12 protein-coding genes and 1 pseudogene are annotated in these 13,348 nt (G+C 69.5%); 8 read left to right on the top strand and 5 right to left on the bottom strand.

The annotated features are described in order from the left end of the window. Nucleotides 1-342, top strand: a pseudogene (locus A5709_RS28570) (hypothetical protein); the annotation flags it as partial. 18 nt (nucleotides 343-360) lie between these two features. Here A5709_RS28570 and A5709_RS25130 read toward each other — a convergent pair. Further along, nucleotides 361-858, bottom strand: coding sequence for a hypothetical protein (locus A5709_RS25130; RefSeq protein ID WP_068011000.1), 498 nt, complete (start codon nucleotides 856-858; stop codon nucleotides 361-363). 49 nt (nucleotides 859-907) lie between these two features. Here A5709_RS25130 and A5709_RS25125 point away from each other — a divergent pair, with 49 nt between their 5' ends. Further along, nucleotides 908-2,293, top strand: a complete 1,386-nt coding sequence (locus A5709_RS25125; RefSeq protein ID WP_197501002.1) for a DNA polymerase IV — start codon at nucleotides 908-910, stop codon at nucleotides 2,291-2,293. Here the strand turns inward: A5709_RS25125 and A5709_RS25120 are convergent. Then, nucleotides 2,258-3,184 (bottom strand): asparaginase, encoded by a 927-nt coding sequence (locus A5709_RS25120; RefSeq protein ID WP_068123337.1) that lies wholly within the window; start codon nucleotides 3,182-3,184, stop codon nucleotides 2,258-2,260. The genes A5709_RS25125 and A5709_RS25120 overlap by 36 nt on opposite strands. Nucleotides 3,185-3,254: 70 nt before the next feature. Here A5709_RS25120 and lspA point away from each other — a divergent pair, with 70 nt between their 5' ends. Both lspA and A5709_RS25110 read left to right on the top strand, forming a co-directional pair. Next, nucleotides 3,255-3,845, top strand: coding sequence for a signal peptidase II (gene lspA / locus A5709_RS25115; protein WP_082974372.1), 591 nt, complete (start codon nucleotides 3,255-3,257; stop codon nucleotides 3,843-3,845). Further along, a complete protein-coding gene (locus A5709_RS25110) occupies nucleotides 3,838-4,764 on the top strand; it encodes an RluA family pseudouridine synthase (RefSeq protein WP_068123332.1) in 927 nt (308 codons plus the stop codon). The genes lspA and A5709_RS25110 overlap by 8 nt, the downstream gene beginning before the upstream one ends. Nucleotides 4,765-4,812: 48 nt before the next feature. Here the strand turns inward: A5709_RS25110 and A5709_RS25105 are convergent, their stop codons facing one another. The 3 genes from A5709_RS25105 to A5709_RS25095 all read right to left on the bottom strand — a co-directional run bounded on the left by A5709_RS25105 (nucleotide 4,813) and on the right by A5709_RS25095 (nucleotide 6,710). Further along, entirely contained in the window at nucleotides 4,813-5,574 is a 762-nt protein-coding gene (locus A5709_RS25105; protein WP_068011054.1) for a class I SAM-dependent methyltransferase, read from the bottom strand. A 21-nt stretch (nucleotides 5,575-5,595) separates the two neighbouring features. Beyond that, on the bottom strand, nucleotides 5,596-6,225 hold the full coding sequence (locus A5709_RS25100) for a lysozyme inhibitor LprI family protein (RefSeq protein WP_068123328.1): 630 nt from the start codon (nucleotides 6,223-6,225) through the stop codon (nucleotides 5,596-5,598). Between the two features lie 74 nt (nucleotides 6,226-6,299). Continuing rightward, a complete protein-coding gene (locus A5709_RS25095) occupies nucleotides 6,300-6,710 on the bottom strand; it encodes a group 1 truncated hemoglobin (protein ID WP_068123326.1) in 411 nt (136 codons plus the stop codon). A gap of 285 nt (nucleotides 6,711-6,995) precedes the next feature. Between A5709_RS25095 and A5709_RS25090 the strand changes: the two genes are divergently transcribed. The 4 genes from A5709_RS25090 to dnaE all read left to right on the top strand — a co-directional run bounded on the left by A5709_RS25090 (nucleotide 6,996) and on the right by dnaE (nucleotide 13,076). Next, nucleotides 6,996-8,036, top strand: a complete 1,041-nt coding sequence (locus A5709_RS25090) for an SDR family NAD(P)-dependent oxidoreductase (RefSeq protein ID WP_067948005.1) — start codon at nucleotides 6,996-6,998, stop codon at nucleotides 8,034-8,036. A 4-nt stretch (nucleotides 8,037-8,040) separates the two neighbouring features. After that, nucleotides 8,041-8,844 (top strand): SDR family oxidoreductase, encoded by an 804-nt coding sequence (locus tag A5709_RS25085; protein ID WP_068123322.1) that lies wholly within the window; start codon nucleotides 8,041-8,043, stop codon nucleotides 8,842-8,844. Between the two features lie 201 nt (nucleotides 8,845-9,045). Further along, nucleotides 9,046-9,477, top strand: coding sequence for an SRPBCC family protein (locus tag A5709_RS25080; protein ID WP_067948009.1), 432 nt, complete (start codon nucleotides 9,046-9,048; stop codon nucleotides 9,475-9,477). Nucleotides 9,478-9,542: 65 nt separating this feature from the next. Continuing rightward, nucleotides 9,543-13,076 (top strand): DNA polymerase III subunit alpha, encoded by a 3,534-nt coding sequence (gene dnaE / locus A5709_RS25075; RefSeq protein WP_068123319.1) that lies wholly within the window; start codon nucleotides 9,543-9,545, stop codon nucleotides 13,074-13,076. The last annotated feature ends 272 nt before the right edge of the window (nucleotides 13,077-13,348 follow it).

Genomic DNA, 13,348 nt, shown 5'->3' with positions numbered 1-13,348 from the left:
CTGCGCGGGCGGCCGGTGCTGGTCGGCGGCCTGGGCGGGCGCGGCGTGGTCGCCGGCGCCCGTGGTGGCCCCCGCCCGCCGCCCGCCCCGGCCGATCCGGGCGCCCCGCCGCCTCCTCCCAACGTGACCGTCAACGTCCCGCCGGTGATCGTGCCCGTGCCCGTGCCGATTCCGGTGCCACCCAAGCAAGGCGGCAGTCAGCAGGGCGGCGGCCAGCCCGCCCCGAGCGGTGGCGGCCACCCCCCGATCGAGTGTTTCGCCTGTCACCCGCCGCAACCGGTCCACCCGCCGCAACCGGTCCACCCGCAGCCGATCCACCCGGAGCCGCTGCAGCATCCCTGAGATCGCCGCCGCTGCGGGCTACGCGCGCGAGCGCAGCGCCCGGTGGGCGTGCGGCCAGAACGGCATACCCGCGACGACCGTCGCGCCGGTGGCGATGAGGCCGACCGCCACGTCGACGCTCTCACGGCCCTCGCGCGCCCAGTAGACATCCTTGAGGTCCAAGAGCAGGGCGAGTTCGTCGACGATCATCGCGTTCGCGGCGCCGTACGCGACGGCCGCTACCGGATGCCGGCGTTGCCTGTCGGTTCCGCGCAGGCCCACGCCGCCCACCGTCGCGAGCATCCCGATGCCGATGTTGTAGTGGTGAAAGTGCCTGCCGCCCATCGACATACCACCACCCGACGGGCCGTGGCCGGCGCGGATCCAGTGCGTGAGCGCCCGCAGTCCGGCGAACGTGAGGGTGAACGACGTCCAGGCCAGCACGGTGGCCTGCTCGCCGGGCTGCAGCCGCTGATCCCATTGATGGCGCAGGCGCTCCCAGCGAGACCTCGACGCGTCGGTGCCGTCAGCCTCCATACCCAACGACGCTAGACCAATAGCATTTCGAAGTGTGGAGTCCCGTTGGGTGCTGCACCTGGACATGGATGCGTTCTTCGCCTCGGTCGAACAACTCACCCGGCCGACGCTGCGCGGACGGCCGGTGCTGGTCGGCGGCCTGGGCGGGCGCGGCGTGGTCGCCGGGGCCAGCTACGAAGCCCGCGTGTACGGCGCCCGCTCCGCCATGCCGATGCATCAGGCCCGCCGCCTGATCGGCGTGACCGCGGTGGTGCTGCCGCCGCGCGGGGTGGTGTACGGGGTGGCCAGCCGGCGCGTCTTCGACACGGTGCGCAGCGTGGTGCCGGTGGTCGAGCAGCTGTCGTTCGACGAGGGCTTCGGCGAACCGGCCCGCCTCGCGGGCGCGTCCGCCGAGGACGTCGAGGCGTTCTGCGAGGACCTGCGCCGACGGGTGCGCGCCGAGACCGGCCTGATCGCTTCGGTCGGCGCCGGCTCGGGCAAGCAGATCGCCAAGATCGCGTCGGGCCTGGCCAAGCCCGACGGCATTCGGGTGGTCCGGCGCGCCGAGGAGCGGTCGCTGCTCGGCGGGTTGCCGGTGCGGCGATTGTGGGGCATCGGCCCGGTCGCCGAGGAGAAGCTGAATCGACTCGGCATCGACACCATCGGTCAGCTGGCCGCGCTGACCGACGCCGAGGCCGCCAACATCCTGGGCGCGACGATCGGGCCGGCGCTGCACCGCCTGGCGCTCGGCATCGACGACCGGCCCGTCGCCGAGCGCGCCGAAGCCAAACAGATCAGCTCCGAGTCCACCTTCGCCGTCGACCTGACCAGCCTCGAGCAGCTGCGTGAGGCGATCGACCCGATCGCCGAGCACGCGCATCAGCGGCTGCTGCGCGACGGCCGCGGCGCCCGCACGGTCACGGTGAAGCTGAAGAAGTCCGACATGAGCACGCTGACCCGCTCGGCGACTCTGCCCTACGCGACGACCGAGCCCGGCGCGCTCGTCGCGGTGGCCCGGCGGCTGCTGCTGGATCCCCGTGAGATCGGGCCGATTCGCCTACTGGGCGTGGGCTTTTCGGGGTTGAGCGACGTGCGCCAGGAGTCGCTGTTCCCCGATCTGGACCTGGCGGGGGAGACCTCGGAGGAATATCCAGTCGAGACCGCGGCCGAGGCCATGTTCGCACCGGTGGCCGAAGCGGGGTCGCCGTGGCGGGTGGGCGACGACGTGTCGCACCGCGAGCTCGGGCACGGCTGGGTGCAGGGCGCGGGCCACGGCGTGGTCACCGTGCGGTTCGAGACCCGCGCCTCGGGGCCGGGCGCGGCGCGGACGTTCCCCGCCGACACCGCCGAGCTGACCAAGGCGAACCCGGTCGACTCCCTGGACTGGCCGGACTACCTGGGCGCGCTCGAAGCCGACATGTCAGCCCCAGCGGGCGATGACGTCGCCGACCGGTAGCCGCGCGGCCAGCGCGGCCATCATCAGCACCCGGGCCTGCGGCGGCCGCAGCCTGGGCACCATCACCGCGCCGGCGGCCGCCATATCGTGGCCGGGCCCGTAGCTGGCGCCGACCCGCCCGCCCGGGACGCGGGTGGACACCGCCACGGCGACCCCGGCCCGGCAATGGCGGGCCACCGCCTCGACCACCGCGTCGCCGGCGTTACCCGAACCCAGCGCCTCGAGCACCAGGCCCCGCGCCCCGGCGGCCACGCACGCGTCCAGGGCCACCCCGTCGCTGCCCAGGTAGGCGGCGACGATGTCCACCCGGGGCGCGTCCGCCGCGGTGAGCTCGCCGAGCTGGGGCCGGGTCTTGGTGCCGGCCAGCGTGACGCCGCCATTCACGGTGCCGATCAGCTCACCGGCGAAGCCGCTCAGGTCGTTGGTCGCCACCTTCGTCAGGCCCAGGGGCTGCAGCACCCGGCCGGCGAAACACAGCAGGACGCCAAGGCCGCGGGCGCCGGGGTGCCCCGCCACGGCCAGAGCGGCGCGCAGGTTGGCCGGGCCGTCGGCGTCGGGCGCGTCGGCGCTGCGCATCGCCCCGGTGAGGACCACCGGGACGTCGCCCGCGTGGGTGAGCTCGAGCCACAGCGCGCTCTCCTCCATGGTGTCGGTGCCGTGCGTGACCACCACACCGTCGGCGCCGCCGTCGATCGCCGACCGCACGGCGCCGCGGATCCGGTCCCAATCGGCCGGCACCAGCTGGGAGCTGTCCAACGCCAGCGCGTCGACGACGTCGACGTCGAGACCGGCCGCCAAGTCGGCCGCGCCGTACGAGGGCCGGTGCACGCCGTCCGCGCCGGTGCCGGTCGATATCGTGCCTCCGGTGGCGATGACGGTGAGCCGGCCCATGGTGAGATCATCGCGCACGCCGACCGCGAACATCGGCCAGCCCGCGTCCGCATTGGGGGATGATGTGAGAGTGCCCGAGGAACCCACCGGATCCACTGAGCCCGTGACGTCCACCGACGAGGCCGCCGACGACGCCGCCGCCGCCGACCCGAAGCGGCCGCCGAGGCGGCTGCGCCTGCTGCTGTCGGTCGCGGCGATCGTCTTGGCCCTGGACGTCGTCACCAAGGTGCTCGCCGTCAAACTTTTGCCCCCCGGCCAGCCGGTGCCGATCATCGGCGACACGGTGACCTGGACGTTGGTGCGCAATTCCGGGGCCGCGTTCTCGATGGCGACGGGATACACCTGGGCGCTGACGCTGATCGCCACCGCAGTGGTGGCCGGGATCTTCTGGATGGGACGCCGGCTGGTGTCGCCCTGGTGGGCGGTCGGGCTGGGGATGATCCTCGGCGGCGCCATGGGCAACCTGGTGGATCGCTTCTTCCGGGCGCCCGGGCCGCTGCGCGGCCATGTCGTGGACTTCCTGTCGGTCGGCTGGTGGCCGGTGTTCAACGTCGCCGACCCCTCGGTGGTGGGCGGCGCCATCCTGCTGGTGGTGCTGTCGATCTTCGGCTACGACTTCGACACCGTGGGCAGGCGCAGGCCGACCAGCGCGAATGACTGACCGCTCCATGCCAGTGCCAGAAGGGCTGGCGGGTATGCGCGTGGATGCGGGGCTGGCGCGCCTGCTGGGGCTGTCCCGCAGCGCCGCGGCCGCCCTGGCCGAGGACGGCGGGGTGGAACTGGACGGCGTGCAGGCCGGCAAATCCGACCGGCTGACCGGCGGCGCCTGGCTGCAGGTCCGCCTGCCCGAAGCCCCGGCGCCGGTGGAGAACACGCCCGTCGACATCGAGGGCATGACGATCCTGTATTCCGACGACGACATCGTCGCGGTCGACAAGCCGGCCGCGGTGGCCGCGCATGCGTCGGTGGGGTGGACCGGGCCCACGGTGCTCGGCGGGCTGGCCGCCGCCGGCTACCGGATCACCACCTCGGGCGTGCCGGAGCGGCAGGGCATCGTGCATCGCCTCGACGTCGGAACCTCCGGGGTGATGGTGGTGGCGCTGTCGGAGCGCGCCTACACCGTCCTGAAGCGCGCGTTCAAACAGCGCACGGTGGACAAGCGCTATCACGCGCTGGTGCAGGGGCATCCGGACCCGTCGAGCGGGACGATCGACGCGCCGATCGGGCGGCACCGCGGTGGCGAGTGGAAGTTCGCCGTCACCAAGGATGGCCGGCACAGCCTCACCCATTACGACACCATCGAAGCCTTTCACGCCGCCAGCCTGCTCGACGTGCACCTGGAAACCGGTCGCACGCATCAGATCCGGGTGCACTTCTCCGCGCTGCACCACCCGTGCTGCGGCGACCTCGTCTACGGGGCTGATCCGAAACTCGCGAAAAGGCTTGGGCTCCAACGGCAATGGCTGCATGCCCGGTCGCTGTCGTTCGCCCATCCGGCGGACGGCAGGCGGATGGAGATTGTCAGCCCCTACCCGGCCGATCTGCAGCACGCGCTGGACGTGCTGCGCGCCGAGGGCTGATCATTCTGATGGTCGCGCCCCCAGCGCCCGGCTTCGCCGCGCTTGCGATCACTCGGCCGGCTTGCGCGCCTCGACGAGCAGCCGCACGGAGTGCGCGACGAACGGGCCGTCGGCTTCGATGCGCTCGTGCAGTTCGCGCAGCCGCTCCCGGTAGGCGCCGACCGTGAAGTCCGGCACCGTCCAAATCACCTTGCGCAGGAAGTAGATAACGGCGCCGATGTCGAAGAACTCGGCCCGCATTCGTTCCATGCGCATATCGACGATGTCCATCCCGGCGGCCTCGGCTTCGGCGCTCTGGACGTCGGGGTGTAGCTCGGCCCATTTCTCCGGCTGCGGCCCGATGAAGTATTCGACGAGTTCGGCCATGGTCGCCGGCCCGATCTGCTGGGCGAAGTAGGTGCCGCCCGGTCGCAGCACCCGGGCGATCTCGGGCCACCGCACCGCGATCGGGTGGCGGCTGGTCACCAGGTCAAAGGCCGAGTCGGCGAACGGCAACCGCGGCTCGCCCCCGGTCAGCACGACCACCACGCCGCGGGGATGCAGGCGTTGGGTGGCCAGGGCCGCATTGGGCGGCCATGACTCCGTCGCGGCCATCGTGCGCGGAAATCTCTCGGCGCCGGAGAGCACTTCGCCGCCCCCGGTGTCGATGTCGCAGGCGGCCGACACGCTCGCCAGCCGTTGGCTCATCTGACGCTGGTAACCCCACGACGGGCGTTCTTCGGTGGCCCGCCCGTCCAGCCAGGAGAAGTCCCAGCCGTCGACGGGAGCCGCGTCCGCCTCCGCCACGAGGTCGTCGAATGTGCGACCCATGCCGAGCATGCTAGGCACCGCTCACGGCGCGCGGCAGACGAATTTGGTGCCGTTCAAATCGAGCTTGACCTCGCCCTGGTGCTCCCAGTATTCGTAACCCTGCCGGCCGTATCGGGCGCCGCTGCCCGACGGCTCGAGGAACAGGATCTCCTGGTTGCCCTTCCAGTTGAGCACCGCCGCCGGCGGGTCGAAGTCGTTGTAGAACTGCGCGGTCAACGGCCCCGCATCGGCGGGGCACTGGTAGGTGACGACGGGCGGGCTCAGGGTGCCGGGGTCGGCGATGGCCAGCTCGTCCAGCCGCGTCTGATACGCCTCGACCAGGCAGGTGCGCGCTGCGGGGTTCTGTGCGCACCCGTCGCGCGTGGTCGCCCAGCCGTTCTGCGCCGACGTCAGCGCGCCCTGGTCCGCGCCGGGCCGGGCAAGGGCCTGCTGGTAGGCGGCCTGCAGGCGGTGGTCGAGGTCGGTCAGTTGCGGATCGCGGCACACCAGCTGCTGCGCCGCGTTGGCCGGTTTGGCGCAGTCGAGCGCCGCCGCGGTCGGCGGGGCAGTGGTGGTGGTTGTTTCGGTGGTGGTGCCGCCCGGCGGCGGGGTCGTTTTCGCACCGCAGGCGGCCAGCATCAGGGCCGCAACGATGACGGCGAGCAGTCGCATACGTGCTGAGTACCGGTTGCGGGCCGCAGCTCGCGCGCGACACGCCGAGATTGCCGGCAATCTCGGCGCAGCGGTCAGACGGTGGCTTTGTTCGCCTCGCCCGTCGCGATCTCGGGAGCCAGCGGCGCGATGGCGCCGATGATCTCGGTCACCGTTTCGGGCGGGACCCCGGCCGCGGCGAGCGCGTCGGACAGATGCCCGGCCACCAGGTTGAAGTGGTGCAACGTGATGCCGCGCCCCTGGTGCACTTGCTTCATCGGAGCGCCGGTGTAGGGCTCGGGCCCACCGAGGGCCGCGGCGAAGAACTCGACCTGCTTGCCCTTGAGCCGGTTCATGTTGGTCCCGGTGAAGAATCCGGAGAGTTGATCGTCGGCAAGCACACGGACGTAGAAGTCCTCGACCACGACTTCGATCGCCTCGTGCCCGCCGATCCGGTCGTAGACGGCGGCCGGCTGTGGTTTGCGGAAGCGTGCCAGAATTTTCATAAGTCCGATTGGAACATTTCGGCGTTGCCCGTCAGTTAGTTCGCGATCACGCACGGATGTCTTTGCGTAACAAGCGGATTGCCCACTCTTGACGGTCGTGCAGGCCGCGGCGTGAGACGCGGGGCCCGTGTTACATGCCAGAAATTTGCATCGGGCCCCCGACCCGATGTCCTAGGTTGGCTTAATGACGCACGTCACATCGTTCACACCGCCCCGCAAGGAGCTCATGGTCAACGGGCAGGCCAGCTGCGGTCGGGGGGCCGACATCATCAGGAGCGAAAGCCGATGAACCTGGGTGACTTAACGAATCTCGTCGAAAAGCCGCTCGCGAACTTAGTGGAGAAGCCGATCGCGGCGGTATCCCACATCGTCAACACGCCGAACTCCGCGGGCCGCTACCGACCCTTCTATCTGAGGAATCTGCTCGACGCGGTACAGGGCCGCACGCTCGACGAGGCGGTCAAAGGCAAGACCGTCCTGATCACCGGGGGATCGTCGGGCATCGGCGAGGCCGCCGCGAAGCGGATCGCGGAAGCCGGCGGCGTGGTGGTGCTGGTCGCCCGCACCCGCGAGAACCTGGAGAAGGTCGCCTCTGAAATCGAAGGGAACGGTGGCACCGCCCACGTCTACCCGTGCGACCTGTCCGACATGGATGCGATCGCCGAGATGGCCGATCAGGTGCTCAAAGACCTCGGGGGTGTCGACATCCTGATCAACAACGCGGGGCGGTCGATCCGGCGCTCGCTGGAGCTGTCCTACGACCGCATCCACGACTATCAGCGCACCATGCAGCTGAACTATCTGGGCGCGGTCCAGCTCATCCTCAAATTCATCCCCGGCATGCGGGAACGGGGGTTCGGGCACATCATCAACGTCTCCTCGGTGGGCGTGCAGACCCGCGCGCCGCGCTTCGGCGCATACATCGCCAGCAAGGCCGCGCTGGACAGCCTGTGCGACTCTCTGCAGGCCGAGACCGTGAATGACGACGTGAAGTTCACCACCGTGCACATGGCGCTGGTGCGCACCCCGATGATCAGCCCGACCACGCTCTACGACAAGTTCCCGGCGCTGACGCCGGATCAGGCGGCCGGGGTGATCGCGGACGCGATCGTGCACCGGCCCCGCCGGGCCAGCTCGCCGTTCGGGCAATTCGCCGCCGTCGCCGACGCGGTGAACCCGGCGGTGATGGACCGGGTGCGCAACCGCGCGTTCGCCATGTTCGGCGACTCCCACGCCGCCAAGGGCGACGAATCTCCAAGCGATTCACCGCAATTCGACAAACGCAGCGAAACGTTTGTGCGGGCGACGCGCGGGATACATTGGTGACATCATGAGCCTTCCGAAACCTGACATCGACACCACCGTCGTGATCACCGGCGCCTCGTCGGGCATCGGCGCCGAACTGGCTCGCGGCCTGGCCCGTCGCGGCTTCCCGCTGCTGCTGGTCGCGCGGCGCCGGGAACGCCTCGACGAACTCGCCAACGAGGTGGGCCAGGAATACTCGGTGGCCGTCGAGGTGCTGCCGTTGGACCTCGGCGATCCCAAGGGCCGCGCGAAGCTGGCGGACCGGCTGCGCGCCGAGCCGATCGCCGGCCTGTGTAACAGCGCCGGGTTCGGCACCAGCGGGGTCTTTCACGAGCTGCCACTCGAGCGCGAAAGCGAGGAGGTCACCCTCAACGCGCTGGCCCTGATGGAACTCACCCACGCCGCCCTGCCCGGCATGGTCGAGCGCGGCGCCGGCGCGGTGATGAACATCGCGTCGATCGCCGGTTTTCAGCCGGTGCCCTACATGGCGGTGTACTCGGCGACCAAGGCCTTCGTGCAGACCTTCTCCGAAGCCGTGCACGAGGAGCTGCACGGGACGGGAGTGTCGGTGACGTGCCTGTGCCCGGGGCCGGTGCCGACGGAGTGGGCGGAGATCGCCAACGCCGAGCGGTTCAGCATTCCCATCGCGCAGGTCTCACCGCAGGAGGTTGCCGAGGCGGCGATCGGCGGGATGCTGGCCGGCAGACGCAGCGTGGTGCCCGGCGTCGTGCCCAAGGTCGTCAGCACCGGCGGGCGATTCGTGCCGCGCACCCTGCTGTTGCCCGGGATCCGGATCGGCAGCCGCTTCCGCGGGGGACCCAACCGCTGAGCGTGTGCCGGGATCGCCCGGTCACAGCCGTCACTTCCGTCGCTGCGCCGGGCGATCGACGATGTGCCCGCCTCACAGCGACAACCGGGATTCCAAGGGCGGTAGCCAATTTTGTCGCTGTGAGGCGGGCACTGCTCCGCATCCCGCCGATCAGGGGCCTGAGTGACGGGTGTGACGATGCGGTCGCGCTAGGCTCCGGTCATGGCCGCTGTAGACCTGACCGCCGATGTGCCGATGACCCCGCAGGAGATGTGGGACCGCGTCTCCGACCTGTCGGACCTGGGCGACTGGCTGGTGATGCACGAGGGGTGGCGCAGTGATCTGCCCGAGGAGCTCGGCGAGGGCGTCCAGGTGGTGGGCGTGGCCCGGGCGAAGGGCTTCCGCAACCGGGTGACCTGGACGGTGACCACGTGGGATCCGCCGCACGAGGTCGCGCTCTCGGGGTCCGGCAAGGGCGGCGCCAAGTACGCCGTCACGCTCACCGTGCAAGCCGCCGAAGAGGGATCCACGCTGGGCCTGCGCCTTGAGCTGGGCGGGCGCGCGTTGTTCGGGCCGGTCGGTTCGGCCGCGGCGCGGGCCGTCAAGGGGGACGTGCAGAAGTCGTTGAAGAACTTCGTCGAGTTGTACGGATAGAAACGCAGACACACTTCGCGACACGCCCGAAAGGCGTCGGTCCTCAGTCATAGACTGGCGTCCCTATGAACCACTCCTCCTTCGTGCACCTCCACAACCACACCGAGTACTCGATGCTGGATGGGGCCGCGAAGATCTCGCCGATGCTGGCGGAGGTGGAGCGGCTGGGAATGCCCGCGGTCGGGATGACCGACCACGGAAACATGTTCGGCGCCAGCGAGTTCTACAACGCGGCGACCAAGGCGGGGATCAAGCCGATCATCGGGGTCGAGGCCTACATCGCGCCGGGCTCGCGCTTCGACACCCGCCGGATCACCTGGGGCGATCCCGGCCAGAAGTCCGACGACGTCTCGGGTAGCGGTTCCTACACGCACATGACGATGGTGGCCGAGAACGCCACCGGGCTGCGCAACCTGTTCAAGCTGTCGTCGTTGGCCTCCTTCGAGGGCCAGCTCGGCAAGTGGTCGCGCATGGACGCCGAGATCATCGCCGAACACGCCGAGGGCATCATCGCCACCACGGGCTGCCCGTCCGGGGAGGTGCAGACCCGTCTGCGGCTGGGGCACGACCGCGAGGCGCTGGAGTCGGCCGCCAAGTGGAGAGAAATCTTCGGCGCGGACAACTACTTCCTCGAGCTGATGGACCACGGGCTGTCCATCGAGCAGCGGGTCCGCGAGGGCCTGCTCGAGATCGGCCGCAAGCTGGGCATCCCGCCGCTGGCCACCAATGACTGCCACTACGTCACCCGCGACGCCGCCCACAACCACGAGGCGCTGTTGTGCGTGCAGACCGGCAAGACCCTCTCGGATCCGAACCGGTTCAAGTTCGACGGCGACGGCTACTACCTGAAGTCGGCCGCCGAGATGCGCCAACTCTGGGACGACCAGATCCCCGGCGCGTGCGACTCGACGCTCTTGATCGCCGAGCGCGTCCAGCCCTACGACGACGTGTGGACACCGCGCGACCGGATGCCGATCTTCCCGGTGCCCGAGGGGCACGACCAGGCGACCTGGCTGCACCACGAGGTGATGGCGGGACTGCGTCGACGCTTCCCGTCCGGCGTCGGCCAGGACTACATCGACCGGGCCGAGTACGAGATCAAGGTCATCTGCGACAAGGGCTTCCCGTCCTACTTCCTGATCGTCGCCGACCTGATCAACTACGCGCGCTCGGTCGACATCCGGGTGGGGCCCGGCCGCGGTTCGGCGGCGGGCTCGCTGGTTGCCTACGCGTTGGGCATCACCAACATCGACCCGATCCCGCACGGCCTGCTGTTCGAGCGGTTCCTCAACCCCGAGCGCCCGTCGGCACCCGACATCGACATCGACTTCGACGACCGTCGTCGCGGCGAGATGGTGCGCTACGCCGCCGACAAGTGGGGCCAGGACCGGGTCGCCCAGGTCATCACCTTCGGCACCATTAAAACCAAAGCGGCGCTTAAGGATTCGGCGCGCATCCACTACGGGCAGCCCGGCTTCGCCATCGCCGACCGGATCACCAAGGCGTTGCCGCCGCCGATCATGGCCAAGGACATCCCGCTGTCCGGCATCACCGACCCGGCGCACGAGCGGTACAAGGAGGCCGCCGAGGTGCGCGGCCTGATCGAGACCGACCCCGATGTGCGCACCATCTATCAGACCGCGCGCGGGCTGGAGGGTCTGATCCGCAACGCCGGCGTGCACGCCTGCGCCGTGATCATGAGCAGCGAGCCGCTCACCGAGGCCATCCCGCTGTGGAAGCGCCCGCAGGACGGCGCCATCATCACCGGCTGGGACTACCCGTCGTGCGAGGCCATCGGCCTGCTGAAGATGGACTTCCTGGGCCTGCGCAACCTGACGATCATCGGCGACGCCCTGGACAACATCAGGGCCAACAGGGGAATCGACCTCGACCTGGAATCGGTGCCGCTGGACGACAAGCCCACCTATGAGCTGCTGGGCCGCGGCGACACCCTGGGGGTGTTCCAGCTCGACGGCGGGCCGATGCGCGACCTGCTGCGCCGCATGCAACCGACCGAGTTCAACGACATCGTCGCCGTGCTCGCCCTGTACCGCCCCGGCCCGATGGGCATGAACGCCCACAACGATTACGCCGACCGCAAGAACAACCGGCAGGCGATCAAGCCGATTCACCCCGAGCTCGAGGAGCCGCTGCGCGAGATCCTCTCGGAGACTTACGGTCTGATCGTCTACCAAGAGCAGATCATGTTCATCGCCCAGAAGGTCGCCTCCTACACGATGGGTAAGGCCGACGCGCTGCGCAAGGCCATGGGCAAGAAGAAGCTCGAGGTGCTCGAGGCGGAGTACAAGGGCTTCCAGGAAGGCATGACCGCCAACGGCTTCTCCGAAAAAGCGGTGAAGGCATTGTGGGACACCATCCTTCCGTTCGCCGGCTATGCGTTCAACAAGTCGCACGCCGCCGGCTACGGCCTGGTCTCCTACTGGACCGCCTACCTGAAGGCTAACTATCCGGCCGAATACATGGCCGGCCTGTTGACCTCGGTGGGCGACGACAAGGACAAGGCCGCGGTCTACCTGGCCGACTGCCGCAAGCTCGGCATCACCGTCCTACCGCCGGACGTCAACGAGTCCCTGGTGAACTTCGCCTCGGTGGGCCAGGACATCCGGTTCGGGCTGGGCGCGGTGCGCAACGTCGGCGCCAACGTGGTCGGCTCGCTGATCAAGACCCGCAACGAGAAGGGCAAGTTCACCGACTTCTCCGACTACCTGAACAAGATCGACATCTCGGCCTGCAACAAGAAGGTCACCGAGTCGCTGATCAAGGCCGGCGCGTTCGACTCGCTGAGTCATGCCCGCAAGGGCCTCTTCCTGGTGCACACCGACGCCGTCGATTCGGTGCTGGGCACCAAAAAGGCCGAGGCCATAGGGCAGTTCGACCTGTTCGGGGGCGATGACGGGTGCACCGAGTCGGTGTTCACCATCAAGGTGCCCGAAGACGAGTGGGAGGACAAACACAAGCTGGCCCTGGAGCGCGAGATGCTCGGCCTGTACGTGTCCGGGCACCCGCTCAACGGCGTGGCGCACCTGCTGGCCGCGCAGACCGACACCCAGATCCCGGCCATCCTCGACGGCGACGTCCCCAACGAGAGCCAGGTGCGGGTCGGCGGCATCCTGGCGTCGGTCAACCGGCGCGTCAACAAGAACGGAATGCCCTGGGCGTCAGCACAACTGGAAGACCTCACCGGTGGCATCGAGGTGATGTTCTTCCCGCACGCCTATTCCACCTACGGCGCCGACATCGCCGACGACGCGGTGGTGCTGATCAACGCCAAGGTGGCCATCCGCGACGACCGCATCAGCCTGATCGCCAATGAGCTTGTGGTGCCGGACTTTTCCAACGCCCAACCGAACCGGCCGATCGCTGTCAGCCTGCCTACCCGGCAGTGCACCATCGACAAGGTCAGCGCGCTCAAGCAGGTGCTGGCGCGCCACCCCGGCACGTCCCAGGTGCACCTGCGGCTCATCAGCGGTGACCGGATCACCACCCTGGAGCTGGACGCCTCGCTGCGGGTGACGCCGTCGCCCGCGCTGATGGGGGACCTCAAGGAGCTGCTCGGCCCGGGCTGCCTGGGCAGCTAGGCCGGCTCACATCTCGAAGCCGAGTGTGAAATTAGCCGCACACTCGCGGCCGAGCGTGAAATTAGCTTCACACTCGCGGACTCGGCGTCAGGCGTCGCCGGACCGCAGCCGCGCGCGGCCCATCTGCGCTCACCGCATGCCGACTGTGCGGCCAGCCGCACCCTCGCGCGCCACTGTGCGGGCAGCCGCACACTCGCCGCGCGCTAGGCGGTCAACCCCAGCGCCGCCTGGTGGTCGTGGGTGGGAACGATCGTCACCGCATGCCGTGCCAG

It is taken from the genome of Mycobacterium sp. E1386, from assembly GCF_001672745.1.
Classification (GTDB): domain Bacteria; phylum Actinomycetota; class Actinomycetes; order Mycobacteriales; family Mycobacteriaceae; genus Mycobacterium.
This window is presented reverse-complemented; position numbering and strand designations above follow the sequence as displayed.

Coding starts and splice junctions, on each gene's coding strand:
- A5709_RS25085 (WP_068123322.1), top strand. CDS start 8,041: ATGAGCCTTCCGAAACCTGACATCGACACCACCGTCGTGATCACCGGC.
- dnaE (WP_068123319.1), top strand. CDS start 9,543: ATGAACCACTCCTCCTTCGTGCACCTCCACAACCACACCGAGTACTCG.
- A5709_RS25110 (WP_068123332.1), top strand. CDS start 3,838: ATGACTGACCGCTCCATGCCAGTGCCAGAAGGGCTGGCGGGTATGCGC.
- A5709_RS25100 (WP_068123328.1), bottom strand. CDS start 6,225: ATGCGACTGCTCGCCGTCATCGTTGCGGCCCTGATGCTGGCCGCCTGC.
- A5709_RS25080 (WP_067948009.1), top strand. CDS start 9,046: ATGGCCGCTGTAGACCTGACCGCCGATGTGCCGATGACCCCGCAGGAG.
- A5709_RS25090 (WP_067948005.1), top strand. CDS start 6,996: ATGAACCTGGGTGACTTAACGAATCTCGTCGAAAAGCCGCTCGCGAAC.
- A5709_RS25105 (WP_068011054.1), bottom strand. CDS start 5,574: ATGGGTCGCACATTCGACGACCTCGTGGCGGAGGCGGACGCGGCTCCC.
- A5709_RS25095 (WP_068123326.1), bottom strand. CDS start 6,710: ATGAAAATTCTGGCACGCTTCCGCAAACCACAGCCGGCCGCCGTCTAC.
- A5709_RS25120 (WP_068123337.1), bottom strand. CDS start 3,184: ATGGGCCGGCTCACCGTCATCGCCACCGGAGGCACGATATCGACCGGC.
- A5709_RS25130 (WP_068011000.1), bottom strand. CDS start 858: ATGGAGGCTGACGGCACCGACGCGTCGAGGTCTCGCTGGGAGCGCCTG.